Source organism: Alteribacillus persepolensis (assembly GCF_900099605.1).
Taxonomy (GTDB): Bacteria; Bacillota; Bacilli; order Bacillales; family Marinococcaceae; genus Alteribacillus; species Alteribacillus persepolensis.
Map to the genome: position 1 here is coordinate 110784 of NZ_FNDK01000007.1, position 24999 is coordinate 135782.

26 protein-coding genes and 1 other annotated feature are annotated in these 24999 nt (G+C 40.6%); of the genes, 23 read left to right on the forward strand and 3 right to left on the reverse strand.

All coding sequences use genetic code 11. The features are described from left to right. The first annotated feature begins 92 nt into the window (after positions 1-92). The 19 genes from BLT18_RS07830 (at position 93) to BLT18_RS07920 (ending at position 18901) form a co-directional block, all read left to right on the forward strand. Complete coding sequence (locus tag BLT18_RS07830) at positions 93-794, forward strand: YczE/YyaS/YitT family protein (RefSeq protein ID WP_091272824.1); 702 nt, start codon at positions 93-95, stop codon at positions 792-794. After that, positions 727-1146, forward strand: coding sequence for a cysteine metabolism transcriptional regulator CymR (gene cymR, locus BLT18_RS07835; RefSeq protein ID WP_091272774.1), 420 nt, complete (start codon positions 727-729; stop codon positions 1144-1146). Before BLT18_RS07830 ends, cymR begins: the two co-directional genes overlap by 68 nt. 23 nt (positions 1147-1169) lie before the next feature. Continuing rightward, positions 1170-2312 carry a cysteine desulfurase family protein gene (locus tag BLT18_RS07840; RefSeq protein WP_091272777.1) on the forward strand — a complete coding sequence of 381 codons (1143 nt, stop codon included), beginning with the start codon at positions 1170-1172 and terminating at the stop codon, positions 2310-2312. Positions 2313-2330: 18 nt separating this feature from the next. Beyond that, on the forward strand, positions 2331-3437 hold the full coding sequence (mnmA, locus tag BLT18_RS07845; protein ID WP_091272779.1) for a tRNA 2-thiouridine(34) synthase MnmA: 1107 nt from the start codon (positions 2331-2333) through the stop codon (positions 3435-3437). 64 nt (positions 3438-3501) lie between these two features. Beyond that, positions 3502-4161 (forward strand): tetratricopeptide repeat protein, encoded by a 660-nt coding sequence (locus tag BLT18_RS07850; protein ID WP_091272781.1) that lies wholly within the window; start codon positions 3502-3504, stop codon positions 4159-4161. A gap of 16 nt (positions 4162-4177) precedes the next feature. Beyond that, positions 4178-6469, forward strand: a complete 2292-nt coding sequence (recD2, locus tag BLT18_RS07855; protein ID WP_091272783.1) for an SF1B family DNA helicase RecD2 — start codon at positions 4178-4180, stop codon at positions 6467-6469. A 129-nt stretch (positions 6470-6598) separates the two neighbouring features. Then, positions 6599-6790 carry a hypothetical protein gene (locus BLT18_RS07860; protein WP_091272826.1) on the forward strand — a complete coding sequence of 64 codons (192 nt, stop codon included), beginning with the start codon at positions 6599-6601 and terminating at the stop codon, positions 6788-6790. A 6-nt stretch (positions 6791-6796) separates the two neighbouring features. After that, entirely contained in the window at positions 6797-6964 is a 168-nt protein-coding gene (locus tag BLT18_RS18145) for a hypothetical protein (protein ID WP_175487421.1), read from the forward strand. Between the two features lie 694 nt (positions 6965-7658). Continuing rightward, entirely contained in the window at positions 7659-8747 is a 1089-nt protein-coding gene (locus BLT18_RS07865) for an AI-2E family transporter (protein ID WP_091272785.1), read from the forward strand. Between the two features lie 103 nt (positions 8748-8850). After that, positions 8851-9060, forward strand: a binding site (T-box leader). A 346-nt stretch (positions 9061-9406) separates the two neighbouring features. Next, positions 9407-12043 (forward strand): alanine--tRNA ligase, encoded by a 2637-nt coding sequence (gene alaS / locus BLT18_RS07875; protein WP_091272788.1) that lies wholly within the window; start codon positions 9407-9409, stop codon positions 12041-12043. 122 nt (positions 12044-12165) lie between these two features. Further along, a complete protein-coding gene (locus BLT18_RS07880) occupies positions 12166-12417 on the forward strand; it encodes an IreB family regulatory phosphoprotein (RefSeq protein WP_456061345.1) in 252 nt (83 codons plus the stop codon). Beyond that, positions 12414-12833: a Holliday junction resolvase RuvX gene (gene ruvX, locus BLT18_RS07885; RefSeq protein ID WP_091272792.1), complete on the forward strand. Its 420-nt coding sequence runs from the start codon at positions 12414-12416 to the stop codon at positions 12831-12833. The genes BLT18_RS07880 and ruvX overlap by 4 nt, the downstream gene beginning before the upstream one ends. Before the next feature lie 19 nt (positions 12834-12852). Next, positions 12853-13140, forward strand: a complete 288-nt coding sequence (locus BLT18_RS07890; RefSeq protein WP_091272794.1) for a DUF1292 domain-containing protein — start codon at positions 12853-12855, stop codon at positions 13138-13140. A 140-nt stretch (positions 13141-13280) separates the two neighbouring features. Then, entirely contained in the window at positions 13281-14399 is a 1119-nt protein-coding gene (gene mltG / locus BLT18_RS07895) for an endolytic transglycosylase MltG (protein WP_091272796.1), read from the forward strand. An 80-nt stretch (positions 14400-14479) separates the two neighbouring features. Then, positions 14480-15124 carry an O-methyltransferase gene (locus tag BLT18_RS07900; RefSeq protein ID WP_091272798.1) on the forward strand — a complete coding sequence of 215 codons (645 nt, stop codon included), beginning with the start codon at positions 14480-14482 and terminating at the stop codon, positions 15122-15124. Next, complete coding sequence (locus BLT18_RS07905; RefSeq protein ID WP_091272800.1) at positions 15093-16070, forward strand: peptidase U32 family protein; 978 nt, start codon at positions 15093-15095, stop codon at positions 16068-16070. Before BLT18_RS07900 ends, BLT18_RS07905 begins: the two co-directional genes overlap by 32 nt. Before the next feature lie 10 nt (positions 16071-16080). Then, complete coding sequence (locus BLT18_RS07910) at positions 16081-17346, forward strand: peptidase U32 family protein (protein ID WP_175487422.1); 1266 nt, start codon at positions 16081-16083, stop codon at positions 17344-17346. A gap of 226 nt (positions 17347-17572) precedes the next feature. Further along, positions 17573-18049 (forward strand): transcription elongation factor GreA, encoded by a 477-nt coding sequence (gene greA / locus BLT18_RS07915; protein WP_091272803.1) that lies wholly within the window; start codon positions 17573-17575, stop codon positions 18047-18049. 210 nt (positions 18050-18259) lie between these two features. After that, complete coding sequence (locus BLT18_RS07920) at positions 18260-18901, forward strand: YrrS family protein (RefSeq protein WP_091272804.1); 642 nt, start codon at positions 18260-18262, stop codon at positions 18899-18901. A 670-nt stretch (positions 18902-19571) separates the two neighbouring features. Here BLT18_RS07920 and BLT18_RS07925 read toward each other — a convergent pair. Next, positions 19572-19784: a DUF2536 family protein gene (locus BLT18_RS07925; RefSeq protein ID WP_245705208.1), complete on the reverse strand. Its 213-nt coding sequence runs from the start codon at positions 19782-19784 to the stop codon at positions 19572-19574. Positions 19785-19881: 97 nt separating this feature from the next. On the opposite strand from BLT18_RS07925, the gene mtnN reads away from it, so the two are divergent. Next, positions 19882-20574, forward strand: a complete 693-nt coding sequence (mtnN, locus tag BLT18_RS07930; protein WP_091272808.1) for a 5'-methylthioadenosine/S-adenosylhomocysteine nucleosidase — start codon at positions 19882-19884, stop codon at positions 20572-20574. A gap of 103 nt (positions 20575-20677) precedes the next feature. After that, positions 20678-20908, forward strand: a complete 231-nt coding sequence (locus tag BLT18_RS07935) for a YrhC family protein (RefSeq protein ID WP_091272810.1) — start codon at positions 20678-20680, stop codon at positions 20906-20908. 60 nt (positions 20909-20968) lie between these two features. Here the strand turns inward: BLT18_RS07935 and BLT18_RS07940 are convergent, their stop codons facing one another. Continuing rightward, positions 20969-21604, reverse strand: a complete 636-nt coding sequence (locus BLT18_RS07940) for an NUDIX hydrolase (protein WP_091272812.1) — start codon at positions 21602-21604, stop codon at positions 20969-20971. A 148-nt stretch (positions 21605-21752) separates the two neighbouring features. Then, on the reverse strand, positions 21753-23732 hold the full coding sequence (locus BLT18_RS07945; RefSeq protein ID WP_091272828.1) for a S9 family peptidase: 1980 nt from the start codon (positions 23730-23732) through the stop codon (positions 21753-21755). A gap of 606 nt (positions 23733-24338) precedes the next feature. On the opposite strand from BLT18_RS07945, the gene BLT18_RS18150 reads away from it, so the two are divergent. Together BLT18_RS18150 and BLT18_RS07950 are read left to right on the forward strand one after the other, a co-directional pair. After that, entirely contained in the window at positions 24339-24482 is a 144-nt protein-coding gene (locus BLT18_RS18150) for a hypothetical protein (RefSeq protein WP_175487423.1), read from the forward strand. A 92-nt stretch (positions 24483-24574) separates the two neighbouring features. Continuing rightward, positions 24575-24999 (forward strand): sigma-70 family RNA polymerase sigma factor (locus BLT18_RS07950; protein ID WP_139184720.1); only part of this gene is annotated, 425 nt, incomplete at its 3' end.

The following is a 24999-nucleotide window of genomic DNA, read 5'->3' on the forward strand; positions in this document are numbered from 1 at the left end:
CATGTAAAAACATTATTTTTCATGCTATAATGTCTGTTAGTTATGGCAGATGACGGAGGATTATGCAAAGAGATAAAGAGAGCAGGGAGAAAATGGAGAGAACATTTGCTAAAGGCCAATACCTTTTATCAAGATGGCTCATTTTTATGATCGGCTTAATTATTATGTCCTTTGGAATCGCACTGATGATCACAGCCAATTTAGGAAGCGCTCCGTGGGATGTGCTGCATATTGGTTTACAACAGCAGGTTGGATTGACGGTAGGCACGTGGAATATTATAATAGGTATCTTTATTATTAGCACCACTTCACTTCTTGAAAAAGAATGGCCGCAAGCGGGCGGCATTGTTAACATGGTGCTTGTTGGGGTTTTTATTGATATATTTTTATTTCTATTGTCCACACCGGAGATGTTTGTATGGCAGCTTTTTATGCTGCTGCTGGGAGTCCTCATTATAGGGTATGGCATTGGTATTTATATTGCACCAGAGTGTGGAGCTGGCCCGCGGGACAGCCTGATGCTTGCTCTTAACAGAAGAACGGGCTGGAAAGTTTCAAAAGTTCGTGGAATGATGGAAATCATTGTGTTAGCGGTTGGCTGGTCGTTAGGGGGTCCGGTGTTTATCGGTACCATTTTGTATTGCTTTGGAATCGGCCATGTTGTTGGTTTTGCCATGCCGCAATGCAAAACATTGGTTCATCAACTCATTGAAAGAGGTGGAAAACGTGAAAATTTCAACAAAAGGCCGGTACGGGCTTACAATTATGATGGCGTTAGCAAAAAAGTACGGTGAAGGCCCGGTATCATTAAAATCTATTGCAAAAGAAAACTCGTTGTCAGAGCATTACCTTGAACAGCTTATTGCTCCACTGCGAAATGCGATGCTGGTAAAAAGTGTTCGCGGTGCTTATGGAGGCTACATGTTAACAAAGGACCCAAGTGATATTACAGCTGGTGATATTATCCGGGTGCTGGAAGGGCCGATTAGCCCAGTTGAAGTGTTGGACGATGAAGAACCAGCAAAACGGGATTTATGGATAAAAATTCGAGATGCTGTAAAAGATGTGCTTGACAATACGACCTTATATGACCTTGCTGCCTATGAAGGCAGAGACGACCATGAATATTATATGTTCTATATTTGATGGCAGGCTAGGATGGTGAAAACGTGAAGAATATTTATGCAGACCATGCTGCATCTGCTCCAGTGCACCATGAGGCAGCCAAAGCGATGATGGAGGCTATGGAAAATAATATTGGAAATCCATCGAGTATCCATCATTATGGAAGAAAGGCGCGCATGCAGCTTGACCAAGCAAGACAACAGTTGGCCGATTCCATCGGAGCAGCAGTGGATGAGATTATATTAACAAGCGGCGGAACCGAGGCAGACAACCTCGCACTAGTTGGTTATGCAAAGGCCCATAAAGACCAGGGCAGCCATATTATTACGACACAGATTGAACACCACGCTGTTCTTCATACTTGTGAAAGACTAGAAAACCAAGGTTTTGACGTAACGTATATCCCCGTTAACCAATATGGACAAGTATCGTTAGAAGCTGTGCAGGAAGCAATTACAGACAAAACGATTCTTGTGTCGGTCATGCATGGAAATAATGAAGTCGGCACCATACAGCCTATTGAAGAAATTGCTGATATTGCGCAAGCTAACAATGTTGCGTTTCATACAGACGCTGTTCAATCATATGGATTAATGCCAATCGATATGAAACAAACTCCGGTGACATTGATGTCTGTTTCTTCTCATAAAATTAACGGCCCTAAAGGGATAGGATTTTTATACGCCAAAAAAGGCACGAAGCTGATGCCATTTTTAACAGGGGGAGAACAAGAAAAGAAGCGCCGCGCGGGAACGGAGAATGTTGCTGCAGCGGCAGGATTTGCTAAAGCTGTAGAAATGGCGGTGGAACAACGAGAAGAGCGGGCTGGTTTTTATCAGCAATTAAGCGATTATTTTTTAAAATGCTTAGAGTCCGAAGGCGTTCGATTTGAATTAAATGGTGCAAAAGAAGAAAGACTTCCTCATATTACGAACATTTTTATTCCAAACATTTCCTTGGAGTCTTTTCTTGTACAGTTAGATTTAGCTGGTATTGCAGCATCCAGCGGTTCAGCTTGTACAGCAGGATCGGTAGAACCGTCCCACGTGTTAAGTGCGATGTTTAACGATCCAAATCGATCAGCATCGTCACTTCGCTTCAGCTTTGGACAAGGGAATTCGTTTGAAGAAGTGGAGCAAATCGCCAAAGAAATTCGTACGATTGTCCATCGAATGAATAGTGGATAAAGAAAGGAGGAAAAAACGATGAAAAAACCAGAAGACACAAGGGTCATCGTTGGTATGTCAGGCGGTGTTGATTCTTCTGTTACTGCCGCGCTGTTAAAAGATCAAGGATATGAAGTCATCGGTATTTTTATGAAAAATTGGGATGATACCGATGAATTTGGAGTCTGCACGGCAACGGAAGATTATGATGATGTGATTAAAGTATGCAATCAGCTTGATATCCCGTATTATGCTGTCAATTTTGAGAAAGAGTACTGGAACCACGTCTTTACGTATTTCCTTGATGAATACAAAGCCGGAAGAACGCCAAACCCTGATGTAGTGTGCAACAAGGAAATAAAATTTAAAGCATTTTTAGACCATGCCATGTCTTTGGGGGCTGATTATTTAGCAACGGGTCATTATGCCAGAGTACAACGAAATGCCGATAACACTGTGTCCATGCTTCGAGGGGTGGACAGTAATAAAGACCAAACGTACTTTTTGAACCAGCTAAGCCAAGATCAGCTAAAACATGTGATGTTTCCTCTTGGAGAGTTAACAAAGCAAGAAGTAAGGCAAATAGCTGTTGACAAAGGATTAGCGACGGCTTCGAAAAAAGACAGCACAGGCATTTGTTTTATCGGCGAACGTAACTTTAAAGACTTTTTGAAGTCTTACTTGCCGGCTCAACCAGGTGATATGGTCACACCAGAAGGGGAAGTAAAAGGACAACACGATGGTTTAATGTATTATACCCTTGGTCAAAGACAAGGTCTTGGCATTGGAGGAGCAGGTGAGCCATGGTTTGTAATTGATAAAAACTTAAAGGATAATACGTTAATTGTCGGTCAAGGGTTCCATCACTCAGGTTTGTATTCACAAGGGCTGTATGCGTCTAATATTAATTGGATTGAAAACAAGCTGACGGAACCATTTACGTGCACAGCGAAATTCCGGTATCGTCAAAGTGACCAGGAAGTGACGGTGTATCCAGAAGGAAACGGTTTGTATAAAATTGTTTTCCATGCGCCACAGCGTGCGATTACACCAGGCCAGGCTGTTGTACTGTATGATGGAGAAGTTTGTCTTGGTGGAGGAACAATAGAAGAAGCAATAAAAACAAGGGAAAGCGTAGAGGCATAATACGTTTTCCCTTCTTTACATATCAAACAATAAAAACATTCTAGCAAAGGAGTATGTTTGAGTAATGGATGCAAATGAGCAAGCAATGAAGGCGATTCAAGAAGGCGAATTAGAAAAAGCAGCAGAGCTGCTTCATACAGCGATTGAAGAAAATCCAGAAGATCCTGTGCCGTATATTAACTTTGGCAATGTGTTAGCGGAATTGGGCGAAAGCGAGAAAGCGCTGAATTTTTATCAAAAGGCGCTAGAGCTTAATAATGAAGCTGCCGCGGCTTATTATGGTGCCGGCAATGTTTTGTACAATGAAGAGAAGTATGCAGAAGCAATTACAATGTATCAACAAGCGCACAAAGCAGGGTTGGATGATGCAAGTCTGCACTACATGATGGGATTAACCTACATGCATTCTGGCAGACTTCCTCATGCAATGGCGTCTTTACAACGAGCACTTGAATGCAGTCCAAATGATACAGATGCGAGGTTTTATTATGGATTGTGTTTAGCTCAATCCGAACAGATTGATGAAGCCATTCCTCATTTTAAACAGGTTATTAAAGAGGATGAAGAACATGCGGATGCTTATTATAATTTAGGAGTAGCCAGCATGTATCATGATGACTTATTGTCCGCGATTTCTTATTTTGATAAAGCAATTGAATGCCAAGAAGACCATTTATTAGCTCAAAATGGTAAGAAGCAAGCAGAGAAAATGCTTGAGCAATAATGCGGAGGTTTTCTACATGTCATTGATGCCTTATGAATCTGATGCAGAGCCAGAGTCGTTTATAAGTGGTACTGTTATACATGTTATTTTTAGAAATGAAGATAATGGCTACAGTGTGTTACTGATTAGGATAAAAAATGCAAAGCCTGCTTTGGATGAAAAGAAAGCAACAGTTGTCGGATATTTTCCAGCTATTGATACGGATGAACGCTATTACTTTGAAGGGGTTTATAAAGAGCATCCCCGCTTTGGTAAACAATACCACGTGCATTCGTATAAAAAAGAAATTCCAACGGAAAAAGAAGCATTGATTACGTATTTGTCTAGTGAGCGCTTCCCTGGAATTGGAGATAAAACAGCTGCTCTGCTTGTAGAAAAATTTGGTACAAATGTTATCGAAAAGGTACTAGACAATCCTGACGTGTTAGATGATGTGGCCTCTCTAAACGAACAGAGAAAACAAAAGATATACCAGGCTATGCTTGAAAACCAAGGCATGGAAAAAGCAATGACAACATTGGCTCGTTATGGTTTTGGGATGGAATTGGCCGTAAAAATATATAATACGTATCGCGAGCAAACATTTGAAGTCATTCAAGAAACACCGTACCGGCTTGTCTTTGACATAGAAGGCATTGGCTTTTATAAAGCCGACAGATTAGGAAGAAGCCTTGGTATTGAAAAAAATCATCCTGAACGGATAAAAGCAGGAATATTATATATTTTGTATGAAAAGACAATGCAGGATGGCCATGTCTTTATTCCATGGTCTGTGTTGATAGAGCAAGCCAAAGCGCTGTTAGATGATGCTGCATATCAGCTGGATGAAAGCTGTCTGGAAAACCCATTACAAGAGCTGGTTGAAGAAGACAAGCTTGTATATGAAGAAGAACGTGTCTATATGGCATCGCTTTACTTTGCGGAGAAAGGCTTTATTACTAAAGTAACAAAGATGTTAGAACGAACCGAAGAAACTTTTCCAGAGTCGGAGTTTTTGAAGGCACTAGGGGAAGCAGAAGAAAAATTTGGGATTGAATACGCAGATCATCAAAAACAGGCTATCCAAAAAGCAGTTAACTCACCATTAATGATTTTAACAGGCGGGCCGGGAACAGGAAAAACAACAGTTATACGGGCAATTGTCGATGTTTTTTCGACATTGCATGGGTTTTCGCTTGATCCTTCTGATTACAATAAAGACAAGCCGTTTCCTGTATTGTTAGCTGCCCCAACGGGAAGGGCTGCCAAACGCATGAAAGAATCGACAGGACTTCGGGCTAGCACCATTCACAAGCTGTTAGGCTATAACGGAGAAGATGGGGAAGATACGTTTGAGAAAGACGAAGATACACCGCTTCAGGGCAAGCTGCTTATTATTGATGAAGTATCGATGGTAGATATGTGGTTAGCCAATCAATTGTTTCGAGCCATTCCTGATGACATGCAAGTCATTTTAGTTGGTGATGAAGACCAGCTTCCATCGGTAGGACCTGGACAAGTGCTAAAAGATTTAATTGATACAATCATGCTGCCGATGACTGCTTTATCAGTTGTTTACAGGCAAGCAGAGGGATCATCCATCGTAGAACTGGCTCATTCGATCAAAAAAGGAGAACTTCCAGATAATTTGCAGGCTCCTTTTTCTGACCGGCGTTTTTTCCCGTGTAATAAAGAGCAAACGAAAGATGTAATTGAAAAGGTGTGCGGGGGGGCGTTAAAAAAAGGATATTCGCCGCTTGATATTCAAGTGCTGGCGCCAATGTATAAGGGACCAGCTGGTGTAGACAGGTTAAATAAAACATTGCAGACATTATACAACCCGTATGAAGAAAAAAAAAGAACGGTCACATATGGAGATACAACGTATTCAAAAGGTGATGTCGTTCTTCAATTAATAAACAACCCGGAAGAAGGTGTGTTTAACGGAGATCGCGGCGTGATTGAAGCGATTTTTCAAGCAAAGGAAACAAAGGATAAACAAATGCAGATTGTTATTTCGTTTGATGGAGTAGAGGTAACGTATACAAAACAGGATTTAAGCCAAATCACGCTGGCGTACTGCACAACCATTCATAAAGCACAGGGCAGTGAATTTCCGATTGTTGTTGTGCCGATGTTGATGTCTTACCGAAGAATGCTGCGCAGGAATTTACTGTACACAGCTATTACGAGAGCAAAAGATTACCTTATTATGTGCGGGGAAACAGAGGCATTTGACTATGCCATCCATCATAAAAACCATGATGAACGTTACACCAGATTAAAACAAAAGCTTTTGCAGCAGGATAATGTTTCTTCTCATGATTGAGAAAAAATGGTGCAAAGTATAAATATCCAGAAGGTAAAGCAGTCCTCTCTCTACGTATATATTCCTAATAACAGGGGCATAATGGATAACATCTTTGGAAGAAATTATGAAAAAGGGATGGTTATCGTTATGCAATGTCCCTATTGTAAATCAAAAAATACAGGGAAAATTGGAACAGAACATTATTATTGCTGGGAATGTTTTGTCGAGTGGACGATAGAGAACGGGGAATATACACTATATCAAGTGGAAGAGGACGGAACGCTTTGCTGTCTGGATGACTTGTTTGGAAAGAATTGGTACAACGAAGCTGAAGGGTGAGAAGACGTGATGAATAAAAACATGTGGACATCCCTGGCAGTGGCAGGTGTAACGTCTTGGGCATTCGGGTTGGCAACAAGAAAAAAACGGCAGCGTTCTGCTGTTGAAAATTTCTGGCGTGCTTCACAAAAAAGTATGAAAAATGCCAGAAAAAAGTGGAATAAGGCTTGGTAAAGAGGCTGTCCCAAAAGGTCATAAATGTTGACCTTTCGGGCAGCCTTTTTCATCACGTAATAAAATGTCACAGGGTCTAATAATTTCCCTCTCCAAATCGATGGCTCCTCAGCCCCGTTTCCGCGGGCAGCGCTTCCATTTCCCCTTCCTTGGCAGCTTATTGCTGCCTGTGGGATTTTACTTCCGCAGAAGGCGGTGGCTTCTGCGCCTGGCACAGGAGATATGCGGTTTGAACAGAAGTTTATTTTAGTCACGGCGGCAGGCGTCTCGCTTAATCGCCATCAACTGGGAAACAGGCAAAAAGGACACAATATATTCACCCTAATACGAGTATGAGAACTAATATTGTAGAGCTCTAAAATCATCGAGAGCGATAATATAGATATGCGCAGCCAAACAACTCCCTGCATCTGCAGAGACATGGCAGTCATGTTTTCTTGACAAAGCGGGAACTGATAAAAGAGGGAGTTTTTATATTTTGGTTAAGGGCCCGGCTGCTTTATGTTTCATTCCTTTCGATTTCAAGGCGCAAGCCGAATGTAACAGGGAGACCATTTCCTTGTATGCATACCCGCTCCCACATTCTTCAGGAGAAAGTGTCAGCTGTGTGTTATTTGGTGTTTATCATTTTTCTTTCTCCTCATAAATATATGGAAGTTATCTCATCCTAAGTCATAGGAGGAGGTCTCTTTTCATGTGGAAGGGAAAGGAATGGGTATGGCTTGGACGTTTGTTAGTAACAGCTGCGTTTCTCTTTATTATTTATTTGCTGCGGCTATTAGAACCAGTTTGGTCCTTTGTATTAGGGGTGGCTGGAAAAGTACTTCTTCCGTTTATTATTGCGGCATTTATTGCATACTTACTTCATCCGCTGATTGATGTGCTGCAAAAACGCCGTATCCCTCGTTCTTTATCAATTTTGTTGGTGTATGTTATTTTTTTCGGCGGTGGTGCATGGATTATTTGGTATTTTAGTCCTGTATTGTATCAACAGATGGAAAAATTCTTACACTATTTGCCGGAATATATGGATCAGTTATATGCTTTCATTTCCCATTTGCATCATCAAATGGAGACTCTTCCTCCCGCACTTCATGAGAGCTTAGAATCTGCTTTTCAGCAAATGGAAGATAAGGCAGAAAATACGATAAATGGAATGATTAATAAATGGCGAGATATCATCGATGTCATTGTCTTGCTGTTATTGCTGCCGTTTCTTGTTTTTTATTTGTTAAAAGATATTGAAGCAATAGAAAGAATGATTAAACGGTTAGTGCCCGGCAAATGGCAGGATGAAGGGGAACTGCTTGCCGAGGCAGTGGATGAGGCGCTGGGGGATTATATTCGCGGCCAGTTTATGGTTGCAGGGGCGGTAGGCATCCTTTCAGCACTTGGGTTATGGCTTATTGATATTCCCAATGCCGTGCTGCTCGGTTTATTTATCGGCATCACAGATATTATCCCTTATTTTGGTCCAGTCATTGGGGCACTGCCAGCTGTGCTGGCTGCTGCTGCAGTGTCCACCGGAAAGATGGTGACAACAATTATCCTTATATTTGTGATTCAGCAAATTGAAGGAAATTTTTTATCGCCATATGTTGTTGGGCGAAATGTTCATCTTCATCCGTTAATCATTGTATTTGCCTTATTATTAGGCTTTGAACTGGCTGGATTTATTGGGCTGTTAATTGCGGTTCCGATTTTTGTGGTTATTAATAATATTTTTCATACGTTTTGGCATCGCAAAAAAACGGCAGAAAAAGAAACGGAAGAGAGAAAGTGATCGAAAAGATATATCCATCACTTGAAACCACGGTATGACTCGTTTATATTATAAGTAGTTATAATGTGAGATTTATAAAAGGTTAAGCACATGAAAAATAAATGTAAACACGCTGATGGGAAAAGTACGTTGCAGCCCTCTGTACAGAGACCGTTTTACGTGGCTGAAATGAAACGGCAGAGAAGAGCAGCCGAAAGCTGACCCGGAGTGCAGTTTAAAAGCTGCCGTGAACCTGCGTTAATGGCTTGAAGGTGGCAGATGCATGATTGTATTTGCAACCAGGGTGGTACCGCGAACAGACTTCGTCCCTGAAAGAGAGGGACGAAGCTTTTTTGTGCCTTCAAAACAGGTTCTATAACGTTTGTGATAGTTATCATCATCTCCTTCTTTCTGGTTGGATGGCTTTGCGGGCTCATTTGCTGAGGGCAGCGTTTTATGCTCATCAGGGACCATGTTTCCTTGCTGGATTTTCAACTTGCAGCTTCGACGCACGGGACGTTAGTGTCAGCGTTGGCCGCAAGATGTGGCTGGTATTAGCCGACGTCGAGCAGGCATCTTACCTGTCCGCCATCAACTAGGTCACAGCCCATATATTTATTCCATCATCTGTGTGAGAACCTAAAAACAATAAACATCAAAATACATAGGAGGAATAATACATGACACTCTCTTCAAGCGAAGTACGACAAATGTTTCTCGATTTCTTTAAAGAAAAAGGACACGGGATTGAGCCAAGTGCATCACTCGTTCCCCAAGATGACCCGACATTGTTATGGATTAACAGTGGTGTGGCGACGTTAAAAAAATATTTTGACGGCAGGGTTGTTCCAGAAAATCCGCGGATTGTTAATGCACAAAAGTCGATTCGCACAAATGATATTGAAAATGTTGGAAAAACAGCCCGGCACCATACATTTTTTGAGATGCTTGGCAATTTTTCTATTGGAGATTACTTTAAAAAAGAAGCGATTGAATGGGCATGGGAGTTTTTAACGAGCGAAAAGTGGATTGGTTTTGATCCGGAGAGGCTGGCAGTAACTGTTCATCCAGAAGATGATGAAGCCTATGATTACTGGAAAAACAATATTGGTATTCCAGAAGAGCGGATCATTCGCCTAGAAGAAAACTTTTGGGATATTGGCGAAGGTCCGAGCGGTCCAAATACAGAAATCTTTTATGACCGCGGCCCGGAATATGGCAATAATCAAAACGATCCAGAATTATATCCTGGTGGTGAAAATGAACGGTATTTAGAAATTTGGAACTTGGTGTTTTCACAGTTTAATCATAATCCAGATGATACGTATACTCCTCTTCCAAAAAAGAACATTGATACTGGCATGGGATTAGAACGAATTGTTTCTGTTATTCAAGAAGCAACAACCAATTATGATACAGATTTGTTTCTACCAATCATGAAAAAGGTAGAAAATATCACTGGCATTTCTTACAATACGTCGGAAGAAAAAGATGTGGCTTTTAAAGTGATTGCCGATCATATTCGTACGGTTAGTTTTGCAGTAGGTGATGGTGCGCTGCCTTCTAATGAGGGGCGCGGCTACGTGCTACGTCGCTTGTTAAGACGAGCGGTGCGTTATGCCAAGCTGATTCATATTGAGCGTCCATTTATGTATGAACTGGTTCCTGTCGTTGGAGACATTATGAAAGATTACTATCCAGAAGTGAAAGACAAAGAAGCATTTATCCAAAAAGTGATTAAAAACGAAGAAGAACGCTTTCATGAAACGTTAAGTGAAGGCTTGGCGATATTATCAGATATTATGAAGAAAGCAGAGAAAAAAGGAACATCTGTTATTTCGGGAAAAGATGTCTTCCGTTTGTATGATACGTATGGTTTTCCGGACGATTTAACAGAAGAATATGTAACGGAAAAAGGTTTTACGATTGATAAAGATGAATTTGAAAAAGAAATGCAAGCACAGCGTGACCGGGCAAGAGCAGCACGGAAAGACGATGGCTCTATGCAAACACAAGATGCTTTATTAGCCGAGTTAAAAGAGCAAAGTGAATTCATTGGTTACGATACGCTGGAAACAAAGGCCAATGTACAAGCCATCATTCATAAAAAAGAAAAGGTGGACACCGTCTCCAGTGAAAAAACGGCTCAGCTCATTTTGGATCAAACGCCTTTTTACGCAGAAAGTGGTGGACAAGTACCAGATAAAGGAAGAATTTATAACGATAAAGTAGAGGCCAGCGTAGTGGATGTACAAAAAGCACCAAACGGACAACATTTGCATACGGTCGAGGTAATCAGCGGGACGCTTCGAAAAGGGGCTGTTGTCCATGCTGTTGTCGAAGAAAGTGACCGCGTAGATATTGTGAAAAACCATACTGCTACACATTTGCTGCATCAAGCTTTAAAGGATGTTTTAGGAGACCACGTCAACCAAGCTGGTTCTCTTGTTTCCGATGAGCGCCTGCGCTTTGACTTTTCTCACTTTGGCCAAGTCAAGCAAGAGGAGCTTGAGCGTATTGAAGAAATAGTAAATGATAAAGTAGCACGTGCTATTCCTGTAGTTATTGAACAAAAAACATTAGAAGAAGCAAAAGCGATGGGAGCAATGGCTTTATTTGGAGAAAAATATGGAGACAATGTACGTGTTGTGCAAGTAGACGATTATAGCATTGAACTATGCGGAGGCTGCCACGTCAATAACACAGCTGAAATAGGGATGTTTAAAATTATATCAGAAGCAGGAACAGGTGCAGGTATTCGCAGAATAGAAGCAGTCACAGGGACAAAAGCGTACGAATACATGAATGAACAACTCGATGTGTTGAAAGAGGCAGGTGAAAAACTGAAGGCCAAATCTCTCAAAGATGTGCCGCAGCGAATTGATACTCTTCAACAGCAGCTGCGTGACCTGCAGCGAGAAAATGAGTCGTTGAATGCAAAAATTGGAAACATTGAGGCTGGAAATCTGCTTGATCAAGTACAAGAGGTAAATGGTGTGCGTGTGATTGCTCAAAAAGTGTCTGCACCAGATATGGATGGACTGCGTCATACAGTGGATGAATTAAAACAAAAGCTTGAATCTGGAATCGTTGTGTTAGGCGCCGTTAATAATGGAAAAGTAAATCTTGTAGCCGGTGTGACAAAAGACTTAACTGAAAAAGGTTACAAAGCCGGAGACATTGTAAAAGAAACAGCTTCCATCTGTGGAGGAGGCGGCGGCGGCCGTCCCGATATGGCACAAGCAGGCGGGAAAAACCCGGAGAAATTACCAGAGGCATTAAATACAGTGGCAGATATTGTGAAATCCATTTCCTAAATGCGAATAATTGGTGTACAATAAGGGCAAGATGTTGACAGCATTGGGCTTTTATCGGAAAGGATGAAGTATGTGCTGTACTTTTGGAGGAGGTGTATGGGGTGGATTTAAATGACAACACCATGAAATTTAATGTACAAGACGATTCCATTGATGCAGATGCTGGTGACGTTTTGTTTACGGTGTACCACGCTCTTGAAGAAAAAGGATACAACCCTATTAACCAAATAGTCGGCTATTTGTTGTCTGGTGACCCTGCATACATTCCCAGGTATAAAGACGCCCGTACTCTTATTCGCAAAATTGAAAGAGACGAGCTAATTGAAGAACTAGTGAGATCGTATTTACATGAGCACGGGAAGGAGAAAGAATGAAAGTACTAGCCTTAGATGTAGGCATGAAGCGGATTGGTGTGGCAGTGTCTGATGAGTTAAAGTGGACGGCCCAAGGGGTAGAAACCATTCATGTTAAGGGAGATTCACCCGAAGAATCTTTTGGGAGAATTGCTGAATTAATTAAGGAGCATAACGCATCGGAAATTGTCGTTGGATTGCCTAAAAATATGAATGGAACCATTGGTCCACGAGGAGAACAGTGCCAGCAATTTGCCAGACAGCTAGAAGAGAATTTAGGCATACCCGTTCATATGTACGATGAGCGTTTAACAACACAAGCAGCAGAGCGTACTTTAATTGAAGCGGATATGAGTAGAAAAAAAAGAAAAAAAGTAGTCGACAAAATGGCTGCTGTCATGATTTTACAAGGCTATCTCGATAAAACCCAATCATAAACAGCGGAGGTGCAACATAATGGCGCAAGAGGAAAACGAACGCATCGTGATTCCTGACGAAGAAGGGAATGAACATTTGTTTAACGTATTGTTTACTTTTGACGTTGATGAGACAGGAAAATCATATATGGTATTGACTGATGCGGGAGAAGAAGAAACGGAAGAAGAGGTAGAAGTATTTGCCTTTCGGTTTGAAGACGAAGGGGAAAAAGATTCGGACATCTCCCTGTTCCCTATTGAGACAGATGAAGAATGGGATATGGTAGAAGAAATGGTTGAAACATACAGCGCCGGTGAAATGGAATAGCGAATGTATTTGCCTTAGAAGAGAGAATCTCTCTTCTAAGGCAGTTTTTATACATGCTGCAGACAAATGACAACAAGAAAAGAATACACTTCGTTATTGACAAATGTTGTATAATGAAAGCGGCAGAGGAGGGGAAACGGATGAGCAATGAACATGACAGTGATTCGATAGAAGAGAAAATTCGACAAGCGCGTCTTGTTCGCCGGATTGTTTTAACTGTTATTATTTGTATTGTTGCACTCGTTATCGCAGTGAGTGCTGGCGGCTATTTTTACATAACATCTGCACTAAAGCCAATGGATGAAAACAGTGATGAAACGATAGAAGTAGAAATACCAATTGGTTCGAGCAGTGCAGAGATTGGCCGTATATTGGAAGAAAACGGCATTATTAAAAATGGAACCATTTTTCGCTATTATGTGACATATAAAAACGAAAGTGGATTGCAAGCGGGTACATATGAATTGTCTCCATCGATGGATGTGAATGAAATTATTGATACGCTAAAAGAAGGAACAGTTATACAAGAGCCAGAAATCACATTTACGATTCCGGAGGGAACGTGGTTTGAAGATATCGCAGCAATCATTGCAGAGGCAACTCCTCATCAAGAAGAGGATATTATGGAAGAGCTGGATGAAGACTACGTGGAAACATTAGTGAATCAATACGACATTTTAGGAGAAGAAGTGTTGCACAGCGATGTACGTTATGCGCTAGAAGGTTACTTATTTCCGGCAAAATATGATTACATGGAAGAAAATCCTCCAGTAACTGCAATAATAGAAGATATGATTGAACGTATGGAAGAGCATGTGTTACGATATTCCAGTCAATTGGAAGAAAAAGAGCTTTCGTATCATGAGTTATTAACACTTGCTTCGATTGTTGAAAGAGAGGCGCAAAAAGCAGAAGACCGCCCGAAAATAGCCGGGGTTCTGTTTAACCGGCTGGAAAAAGGAATGAGATTAGAGGTAGATCCTACAGTTGCTTATGCTATTGGTGAACACCGATATATGACGTCATATGAGGATTTGGAAACGGACTCTCCATATAACACTTACCGCTATGAAGGCTTGCCCCCCGGGCCGATAGCAAGTCCTGGAGCTCCTTCTATCCAAGCGGTTGTAGAGCCGCAAGAGCATGACTATATTTATTTTTATGCCAGACCGAATGGGGACGTTATTTATAATGAAAGCTATGAAGAGCATAGAAAAGTGCAGGAAACGTACCGCAGCGAGTGGAAAGAAGCACGATAGACGACATAAAGTGAAGATGAAGCGGTTTTCCAGTATTGGAAAACCGTCATTTATAAATTGGGAAGAAAGAAGGAAAAAGCATGGATGACCGGGAGAACATTAATAGCTATATTCGTACACTGCATGAACCGTTGTCTCCGCTGTTTGAGGAAATGGAGAAATTTGCTGAAGAGAACAACATACCAATTATGGAGTTCGAATCATTGTCTGTTGTATTGGAACTATTAGAAATATATAATAGCCAGAACATCCTTGAAATTGGAACAGCTATTGGCTACTCTGCATTGCGCATGGCAGAAGCACTGCCAAAGGCGCACGTTGTATCCCTAGAAAAAGATCCGGAAAGATATTCCGCAGCGCTTGATTTTAAGAGCAGAAGTAAAGCGGATCATCGTACTCGTTTTATTCTGGCCGATGCACTTGATGAAACAGTTACATTTGATTATAACATGTTGTTTGATGTATTATTTATTGATGCTGCGAAAGGAAAATATCATGATTATTTTCGTAAGTACACTCCATTTCTACAAAAAGGCGGTCTTGTTATTACAGATAACGTGCTATTTAAAGGATACACGGTAGAACCAGAGAAGGCTCCTAAGCGGATTCGCTCCATGGTGAAAAAAATCCATTCATATAATACATCACTGGCCAAAGATCCATCATATCGAACATCTTTTTTGCCGGTAGGAGATGGTTTGGCCATCAGTCAAAAATTATCATAAGCAGGTGAGTAGCGTGTTTAAGAAGCCAGAATTGCTCGTAACGCCGCAGCAAGCAGAAGATATTGCACCTCTGGCCGCCGCGGGGGCTGATGCTTTTTTAGCAGGAGAACAAGCCTTCGGACTGCGGCTGGCAGGGGAATTTCGTAAAAGTGATATGGAAAAAGCCGTGCAGCTTGCCCATCAATCCGGAAAAAAGCTGTATGCGGCAGTAAATGCAATATTTCACAACAATCAACTTCCTACGTTAAAAGAATATATGCACTTTTTACAACAAATTGGTGTGGATGCTGTCGTATTTGGAGATCCGGCTGTATTGATGACAGCAAAGACAGAAGCCATTGATATTCCGCTTTATTGGAACACGGAAACAACAGCGACTAATTGGGGATCGGTGAATTATTGGGGAAAAAATGGTGCCGAGCGTGCGGTGTTAGCACGTGAGTTAAACTTAGATGCAATAACAGAAATAAAAGAGCAGGCAGGCATTGACATCGAAATACAAGTGCACGGTATGACATGTATGTTTCAGTCAAAGCGGAAATTAGTGGGGAATTACATGGAATTTCAAGGGAGAAACGTGCAAATAGAAAGACGGGACAAAGAGCGCGGCCTGCATTTATATGATCCAGAACGAGACGCCAGGTATCCCGTGTTTGAAGATAAGAATGGTACGCATATTATGAGTCCGCGTGATATGTGTATTATTGATGAGTTAGATGATCTGTTGGAAGCCGGAATTGATGCCTTTAAAATTGAAGGAATATTAAAAGACACAGCCTATCTTCAAGGAATAACCGCTTTATATAAAGAAGCAATCGAGGATTATAATAAGAATGCAGCACTGTACAATGAAAAAAGAGAAGATTACGCAAACAGAGCACAGCGCCTGCAGCCAAAAGGCAGGCAGCTGGATACAGGATTTTTCTTTAAGGAAACGGTGTACTAAGGGGGTAATGATGGTGGAAGCTGTCCTCGATGATAAAGGAAAAGAAAAGCAATTCGCACGAAAAAAGCCCGAGCTGCTGCTGCCAGCTGGCAACTTGGAGAAGTTAAAAACAGCTGTTCATTATGGTGCTGATGCGGTTTATATCGGCGGCAGAGAATTTGGTCTGCGTTCTAATGCCGGGAATTTTTCGCTAGAGGAGATGAAAGAAGGGGCTGTTTTTGCAAAAAAATACAATGCGAGCGTCTATGTCACAACCAATATATACGCGCATAATGAAAACATGTCAGGGCTTAAAGAGTACTTACAGAATTTAGAGAGTATTGGTGTGGCCGGTATTATTGTTGCCGATCCTTTTATTATTGAAATGGCACAAACGTATGCTCCGAATCTTGAAGTGCATTTATCAACACAGCAATCTTTGGCTAATTGGCTGGCTGTGAAATTTTGGAAAGAACAGGGTTTAGAGCGAGTCGTTTTAGCAAGAGAAGTCAGTTTGCAAGAAATGCTGGAAATTAAGAGAAATGTCGACATAGAGATTGAAACCTTTGTCCATGGCGCGATGTGTATTTCTTATTCAGGCAGATGTGTGTTAAGCAATCATATGACAGCTAGAGATTCCAACCGGGGAGGCTGCTGCCAGTCGTGTCGGTGGAACTATGATTTAGTGCAGCACACCCAAAACAAGGAGACACCGCTTTATAGCGAAGACGATGTTCCTTTTTCCATGAGTCCGAAAGATTTAAATTTAATTGAATCCATTCCTAAGTTAATTGAAGCAGGAATTGACAGTTTAAAAGTAGAAGGAAGAATGAAATCTATCCATTACATCGCAACAGTTGCTTCCGTTTATCGAAATGTAATCGATGAATATTGCCGCAATCCAGAAGTTTTTCAAATGAAAACAGAATGGATAGAAGAGTTGAATAAGTGTGCAAACCGAAAAACAGCTCCAGCTTTTTTTGAAAACATTCCTTCTTATAAAGAACAATTGTGGGAAGATAACAAGAAAGCCTCTCCTTACCAATTTACTGGTGTGGTATTGGATTATGACGACGATACCAATACAGTAACGCTGCAGCAGCGAAATATCTTTAAAAAAGGAGATATTGTAGAATTTTTTGGCCCTGAAGGGAATAGCTTTAAACAAAGAGTCAGGGAGTTATATAATGATAAGAATAAAACAATAGATGCTGCAAGACATCCACTCCAAGTTGTCAAGTTTGAAGTAGAACAAAAAGTGCAGCCTTGGGATATGATGCGAAAATACACAGAATAAATGAATTGTAATTTAGATATGGAATGCGTATGATAATGGCAGAGTGAATCTGTTATGGAAGTAAAGGAAAGGTTTGTTCCTTTTATACGTGGAACAGACCTTTCTCATATCTTTATCCCAATGGATTTCAAGCAATGATTCAAGCGAAATCTCTCGCATAGATGAACCTATTGTGAGTATTTCATAAAATAAAGTAATTAATTAAGATAGAGGAGTGACAAGACAAATGGCAGAAGAAAAACAGCATTATATGACCGAGGAAGGAAAGCAAAAGTTAGAAGAGGAGCTGCACTATTTAAAAACTGAACGCCGCCAAGAGGTGGTTGAACGTATAAAAATAGCGAGAAGTTTTGGAGACCTTTCCGAGAACTCAGAATATGACGCAGCAAAAGATGAGCAGGCATTTGTAGAAGGAAGAATTAATCAGATTGAACAAATGCTGAAAAATGCTGTGATTATTGAAGAAGATGCAGAAAATAACACAGAAGTAGCTTTAGGGAAAACAGTAAAATTTAAAGAACTTCCCGATGGCGAAGAAGAAGTATATACTATTGTAGGAAGTGCAGAATCCGATCCATTAGAAGGGAAAATTTCTAATGACTCGCCGATGGCCCAAAGTTTGTTAGGAAGAAAAGTGGGCGAGGAAGTGACAGTAAATACACCAGGTGGAGAAATTGAAGTAGAAATACTTGAAGTAAACTAGTAAGAAAGCAGCGATTTATTCGCTGCTTTCTTACATGCTTGCAAGACACCGGCCGAGTTTTTTTACATTCGTTTACAAAATCATGATGAAATCTATGGATTTTTGTAAATAAGCGAAAAAAATAGAAAATCCCTCGCTTAAATACATAAAATCTTTTATTATGTAAGAAGACAAATATGTTGATGGAAAGAAGATGGCAGGTGATTATTAGTGAGCGATAATAAAAACAATACGGATACACGTTATGAGATGAGGAAAAGACAGCGAATGAATCGTATTTTAAACGGTTCCATTGTGGCTGTCGGCGCTTTAATATTATTTTTTGCTGCACAACTGTTTTTTTCAGGAAACGAACAGGCGGAGGAAGAATCTCCTCCATCTGAAACAATCGATGCAGAACCAGCAGAAGAAACAGCGCCGCAGACAGAGAGTAATGAAGACACGCAAAATGAAGATAATCGAGAAGAGAATCAGGAAGATGAAGATCGTGAAGATGGCGATAGAGAAACAGAAGAGGGAATTTCTATCCCTGAAGGTGGAGGAGAGAATGGTAATTTTGAGCCGATAGGTACGGAACAAACAGGTTCGTTTGAGCACAACTTTACAGAAGGCAGTCAAAATTGGAAAGAGATGAAAGCAGCGCTTCGATATGCAGCCGGTCTGACAGAAGCTCCAGAAGAAGAGATTGAATTTTGGAGAATTGAAAATGGCGGCGGCAGTCATACGGTTGTCGGGGTGCTCAGCCATAAGTCTCATCATGACCGCCCTTACCGTGTGACGATGGAATTTATCGAAAATGAAGGATGGAAGCCGCTTGAGGTAGAGCAATTAGACTCTAATCCGTATTATTAGAAATAAATAGAGGCTGTCTTAAAAGGGTTTCCCCTTAGACAGCCTTTTTTGTGCTTCCTCTTGTGTTTTTTGTCTATAAGAAAAATGCTTTTACAACAGAAATGGACTGAGAACGTTTAGTCATTCAAGAATCCCACCCGTTTCACCGTAAGGTTCAGGGCTTGCGTCTTTAGACGTGGGAATCTCAAACGTTTCCTGGAACTATTATTCTCTCGCTTGCTGGCTGTTCAGGCTCGTTTGCTGTGGTCAGCGCTACAACCTTCTATGGGGCTTCCCTGCTGTTTTGCCCGCAGGAGATTTCCTTGATTGCGTTGTAGATTTATACACACAGGTTCTTGTGTGCAGCCTAGAAGCAGATTAGCCTGTTCCAGACACCCTTGGTATGCCGGGTACGAAAACATTTTGTTTCCTAGCGGAGCAGCTGGTCAAAGACTTCGCAGGAAACGTTTTGGGTTAAATATAAGGCGGGTCTCTGTTGGAATCTACCCACGTCGTATACCAGCGCAGAGGCCGGCATGTCCTGTCTAGGTCAGAAAGCAGCGTTAAACGTTAAGTGTCGGCGATTTTTATTAAAATAGACGGAAAGACAGATTGCTTACGGGAAAGCTTCATCTTGTATCCTTGTATATATGTACATGCAAGTTTTCGTTTAAAAGAGCAGTCAAAAAAATTACTTCTGCTTGCTTTTAAAGTGAACGACAGCCGTGTACACTGGTTGTGAAGTGGAAGGGTCGTAATGAACATGATGCTGCACGTGATGTACAGATAATAAGATATCTTGGTTATGCTCTACTTGCTTGTTTATCTTGCTTTCTAATTCTTGTAAGGATGCAGACTGAAAAAATTCGATTTTGTCTCCTAATGGCTGTAATTGAATGCCCACTGTAAAAACCTCCTTCAACGGTTTTTCATTAACTGTGTTAGTATTATAATATAGAGAAAGCATTGTGTGAAGAATAGAAGAGAAAGGGAAGGTTATCATGACAATAGCTGTAATAGGTGCAATGGATGAAGAAGTAGAATTATTAAAAGAGAAATTAACAGACCGAAATGATGAAGAAATTGGAGGAAGCTTTTTTCATACTGGTTACATAAAGGAACAGCGAGTTATTTTAGTGAAATCTGGTATTGGAAAAGTCAATGCAGCGATTAGTACAACCGTTTTGTTAGAAAAATATAAACCGGATATTGTCATTAATACAGGATCAGCGGGTGGTTTTAATCCCTCATTAAAAGTGGGAGATCTCGTTATCTCGACAGAAGTGCGTTATAACGATGTAGATGCTACTGTTTTTGGATATGAATACGGACAAGTTCCACAAATGCCAGCTAAATATGAAGCAGATAAACAGTTAGTGGAAACAGCGAAACTGGCAGCAAAAAAAGAATCTTTAACGGCGGTAGAAGGTTTAATCGTTTCTGGAGACTCGTTTATGAGTGAAGATAAAACCGTCGATTTCCTGAAAGACACGTTTCACGAGCCGCAGTGCTCTGAGATGGAAGCAGGCGCGATTGCACAAGTATGCTACCGCTTCGATGTCCCATTTGTCATTATTCGTTCATTAAGTGATATTGCTGGTCAAGACGCGAAGCAGTCCTATGATCAGTTTTTAGAAAAAGCTTCCGTACAGTCTGCCAATTTAGTGCTGGCCATGATGGAAGAAATCAAATGAAACGGTAATGAATGCCTGCAGTGGCTGTAATCTCCTATATCATTATCATTCCCCCTTCATTACAATGTGGAAGAAGAATAGATTCTAAAAAGGGGGAAAGATAATGAAATTAGATATCGATAAATATCAGTCACTGGCGAATGATTTCACAAATTTCAGCCGTGTTTTGTTGACGCTGGCTGCCTTTTTAAGCGTAGGGTTTTACTTACCAGATACGTTTTCTGCAAGCCAGTCACAAGTGATACTAATCATTGTCTCCTTTCTGCTTATAGGTTCTATTTGCTTTCATGCTGCTTCTAAAAAAGCAGAAAAACATGATGGTGAACAGCAGTAACAAACATACAATAGGTGATGACTCGGCTCTAGGAAGCCGAGCTGTTTTGTTTGTGTTGTGTTAAAGAATATTGGTCTCTTGAATTTCTTCTGTAAAATGTTTAATAATGCGCGCCGTTAATCCCCAAATCACATAATGTTTGTAGTAATAAAAATATTCCGGCATAACACCTGTTTTCCATTGATAACGCTCGCCGTTTGGAATGTGCTGATATGGAAAAGATGAATCGGTTTCCACTTGTAAATAAACATTGTGTTTTTTAGGAGGCGTATCCATAAAGTAAGATAATGGGACAGTGAACAGCTCATCCACTTCGTCTTTATTTGGTGACATAGACGTTTGATTGTCTAAAAATCCAACGTATGGATAAATGACTTGGTTAAACGGATGGACAAGCCGATCTAAGCTTCCTGTTAACGTAACGTTCTGAGAATCAACCCCGACTTCTTCGCATAATTCACGGATAGCAGCAGCACTTGGACTGTTGTCTGTCGAATCAACCATCCCCCCGGGAAAGCATATTTCTCCAGGCTGCCGTTTCATATGTTTAGCTCTGACTTCAAATAATAGATGAAGAGTGTCCTCTATTTCAAGAATTGGCAAAAATACAGCATACCGGCGCAGTGAAAATTCATCAATGATGCCTTGTTTTCTGTTCCTAAACCTATTTGTAATTGTTTCTTTATTTAAATCCACGTGTCATTTCCCCTTTATAATTGAAACATTTATATACATCATAGCAAAAATATCAAGGGAGCTCACTGGACATGCATTTCATATGAAAATGAAATAGAGAAAGAAGCCAGGTATTTTTATTACACTGGCTCCTTTTTGCTGATCATTTTTATGAAAAAAGATGTGTATGAAACCATTTCAGCATATGATCTAAACGTGCTATCCGCATAGAAGGAGGGCCACTGCGGCTTAGTTCATGACTGGTTTCTGGAAAGCGGAGAAACGCCACCGGTTTTTGTAAATGTTTTAACGTCGTGTATAACTGTTCCCCTTGTTCAATGGGACAGCGCATATCGTTTTCTCCGTGCATAATCAATAACGGAGTGTTGATATTTTTTGCATAACGAATGGGAGAGTGCTGCCAAAGCTTCTCTGGGTCTTCAACGATATTGGTGCCTAATTCCCAATCGGTAAAATAATGACCGATATCACTCACTCCATAGAAACTAGTCCAGTTTGAGATGGAACGATCCGTAACCGCAGCTTTGAATCGATTGGTATGTCCAAGAATCCAGTTAGTCATAAAGCCGCCATAGCTGCCGCCAGTCACACCCAGCCGTGTGTCATCAATAAAGTCAAATTGGTCGGTGACATAATCAACAGCTGTCATCAAATCAAGATAATCTTTCCCGCCGTAGTCATAGCGGCAAGCATCGGCATATGTTTGTCCATACCCATGACTGCCACGAGGATTCGTGTACAGGACAACATATCCGCTTGCTGCAAGCAGCTGAAGCTCATGGAAGAATGTATTGCCATACATCACATGAGGGCCACCGTGTATCTCTAAAACCATTGGGTATTGCTGACCTTCTTCGAAATTGGCAGGTCGCATAATCCAGCCATTTATCTCCCATCCATCTTCTGCTTTTGCAGTAATCGGTTCTGGTATGGAAAGGTGAACTGCTTTTAAAAAGTCGGCATTCACATCGGTTAAGCGAACTTTTCTTTCTTCTACTGTATTAATTTTGAAAAAGTCTCCTGGATTGGAAGGATCACTAATACCAACAACAAATACTTTTCGTTCAGGGTGATAGGTGGAAGCAAATACATGATTCTCTTCTTCATGAATGGTTTTTATTTCTCCATGCATATCCATCTGGTATAGCCCGGTGTTGCCATGATCGCTAGCAGTGAAAAAGATATGCTGCTGGTCTTTGGACCATATGGGCTTAGGCGCAGGCTGGCTGGCTCGAACATCTCCAAGCGTAACGTCGCCAATTTGAACATCCCATTTTAAGGTCATACAAGTCCGTTCTTTAGACAAGGGATTGACAAGCCACACTTGGTTTAAGGTTGCCCCTTTGTATTCCAGTTCATGGCCAAAGCAAGCAATTTGTTTTCCATCAGGAGACCACACTGCCATGGTAAATACACCGGTTGAGTCGGTAAGTTTTACAATATCTTTTGTTTCTGTGTCAATAATAAACAGATCCAGTGTCTCTTTATAATCTTCATCTTTATCACGGTTTGCACTGAACACAATTTGCCTGCTGTCTGGTGACCAGTCGGCCGAGTGATGGTCAAAATCACCATGTGTTAACACTTCCATCTGATTCATTTTTAAATCATATAATACAAGATGGAAACGGCGCTGGTTATAGAGATCACGGCCATCTGACTTATATTTTAGTTTTTCGATATAGATTGGTTCTTCTTTTTTAGCTTCTGACTGATCACTCGTTAATGACTCGTCCGCTGCTAAGCTTGTTGTAAATAACAAGTATCGTCCGTTAGGTGACCACAACGGATCTTTCACACCGTGGCGGACATTCGTTATTTGACGCGGCTCGCCTCCTAGAGCGGACATTGCCCATATTTGATCAACACCAGAACGATTGGAAACAAATGCAATTTCTGACCCATCAGGAGACCAGCGCGGAGAATGGTCGTTGACCTTTCCAAATGTCCATTGCACGGGGATATCATCTTTTAAGTTATGAATAAAAATATGAGAATAGTATTGATGGTCGTCATCATCAATAATTGTTTGAACGAAGGCATATTTTTCCCCGTCAACAGCTAGCTGAGGATCTTTTACAATTCGAATACGAGTTAAATCATCGGCAGTTATTGGTCTTTTGTTCATGGTCAACAAAATTCCCCCTTATGTAATAGCATTTTACTCTGTACAGAATAACGTAACATACGAAACAATCGTAATATTTTAAAAGAATAGATGAAATCAGTATAGTAAAGAAAAGGCAAAAACTCAAACGCTTACATTTGTACTGTGGCAGAATAACGAGTGAAAATCACATATTAGGCAGGCACAAGAGTTTGAAATGCATGTATAAAGATTTTTGTGACATCATCTTACAATATGAATGTAAAAAAACGTGTTAAGGTATACACTGAACATATCATCACACATGCCGATTTTTTTGATATATGTTGTTGTCGGCATCTCTCTCCACTCTAGGCTGTCTGTTGGATAAAAACAGGCAGCTTTTTTTGCGCGTTCAAGCATTTTCTTTTATAAAAAGATGAAAAAGGAGAGGAAAGTCTTTTGTGTTATGTATCTTATTTCCCATTTTTCTTTAAAAGAGTAAAGCGGAAAATTATTTAGATTATCAGGCAGTTTATGAAAATAATTATTATTAAAAATATTTTAAGAGATTTTGTCATGTGATAAAATATTCCTACATAAATAAAGAAATAAAAGGAAATAGCGAATGGACAGGGGGGCTCTCAGGTGAAGCCGCATCACATGTATTTTTTATCTTTAAAAAGAAAATTTGAAAAAGAACTGGGGAGACGTTTGGAAAAACAAGAAAAGGAACTTGTAGACGAAATGGTGCGAAAACAATGGAGAGAAAATATTAAAGAAAATCATTGAGATGTTTTTTTAAAATGATGAATAGGACAAACAATTGCGCCTTTTTTCTTGCATAGAATGTTATAAGAATGTGTTGAAAGGAGGCGTAATGTTTGTCGAGTATTGTAGCCGCTGTTATTTATTTATTCAAAGAGCTGGCTCTTTTTGTCTCCTACGTAAAAAACAATGCTTTTCCACAACCGCTCTCTAAGGAAGAAGAGAAAAAGCATCTTGAACGTATGCAGCAGGGCAGCCAAGAATCAAGAAACATTTTAATTGAACATAACTTGCGATTAGTGGCACACATTGTAAAAAAATTTGAAAACACCCGTGAGGATACAGAAGATTTAATTTCAATAGGAACGATCGGTTTAATTAAAGGAATCGAAAGTTATTCCCCAGAAAAGGGAACAAAACTTGCTACGTACGCAGCACGGTGTGTAGAAAATGAAATACTTATGCATTTGCGGGCATTAAAAAAAGTGAAAAAAGATATCTCACTGTATGATCCAATTGGAAGTGACAAAGAAGGGAATGA

Excerpts from the sequence above, each read along its gene's own strand:
- BLT18_RS07935 (WP_091272810.1), top strand. The coding sequence starts at position 20,678 with ATGAAATTAGATATCGATAAATATCAGTCACTGGCGAATGATTTCACA.
- BLT18_RS07905 (WP_091272800.1), top strand. The coding sequence starts at position 15,093 with ATGGTTTGGCCATCAGTCAAAAATTATCATAAGCAGGTGAGTAGCGTG.
- ruvX (WP_091272792.1), top strand. The coding sequence starts at position 12,414 with ATGAAAGTACTAGCCTTAGATGTAGGCATGAAGCGGATTGGTGTGGCA.
- alaS (WP_091272788.1), top strand. The coding sequence starts at position 9,407 with ATGACACTCTCTTCAAGCGAAGTACGACAAATGTTTCTCGATTTCTTT.
- BLT18_RS07945 (WP_091272828.1), bottom strand. The coding sequence starts at position 23,732 with ATGAACAAAAGACCAATAACTGCCGATGATTTAACTCGTATTCGAATT.
- BLT18_RS07900 (WP_091272798.1), top strand. The coding sequence starts at position 14,480 with ATGGATGACCGGGAGAACATTAATAGCTATATTCGTACACTGCATGAA.
- BLT18_RS07910 (WP_175487422.1), top strand. The coding sequence starts at position 16,081 with ATGGTGGAAGCTGTCCTCGATGATAAAGGAAAAGAAAAGCAATTCGCA.
- BLT18_RS07880 (WP_456061345.1), top strand. The coding sequence starts at position 12,166 with ATGAAATTTAATGTACAAGACGATTCCATTGATGCAGATGCTGGTGAC.
- mtnN (WP_091272808.1), top strand. The coding sequence starts at position 19,882 with ATGACAATAGCTGTAATAGGTGCAATGGATGAAGAAGTAGAATTATTA.
- BLT18_RS07890 (WP_091272794.1), top strand. The coding sequence starts at position 12,853 with ATGGCGCAAGAGGAAAACGAACGCATCGTGATTCCTGACGAAGAAGGG.
- BLT18_RS07865 (WP_091272785.1), top strand. The coding sequence starts at position 7,659 with ATGTGGAAGGGAAAGGAATGGGTATGGCTTGGACGTTTGTTAGTAACA.
- BLT18_RS07850 (WP_091272781.1), top strand. The coding sequence starts at position 3,502 with ATGGATGCAAATGAGCAAGCAATGAAGGCGATTCAAGAAGGCGAATTA.
- BLT18_RS07830 (WP_091272824.1), top strand. The coding sequence starts at position 93 with ATGGAGAGAACATTTGCTAAAGGCCAATACCTTTTATCAAGATGGCTC.
- recD2 (WP_091272783.1), top strand. The coding sequence starts at position 4,178 with ATGTCATTGATGCCTTATGAATCTGATGCAGAGCCAGAGTCGTTTATA.
- mltG (WP_091272796.1), top strand. The coding sequence starts at position 13,281 with ATGAGCAATGAACATGACAGTGATTCGATAGAAGAGAAAATTCGACAA.
- BLT18_RS07860 (WP_091272826.1), top strand. The coding sequence starts at position 6,599 with ATGCAATGTCCCTATTGTAAATCAAAAAATACAGGGAAAATTGGAACA.
- greA (WP_091272803.1), top strand. The coding sequence starts at position 17,573 with ATGGCAGAAGAAAAACAGCATTATATGACCGAGGAAGGAAAGCAAAAG.
- mnmA (WP_091272779.1), top strand. The coding sequence starts at position 2,331 with ATGAAAAAACCAGAAGACACAAGGGTCATCGTTGGTATGTCAGGCGGT.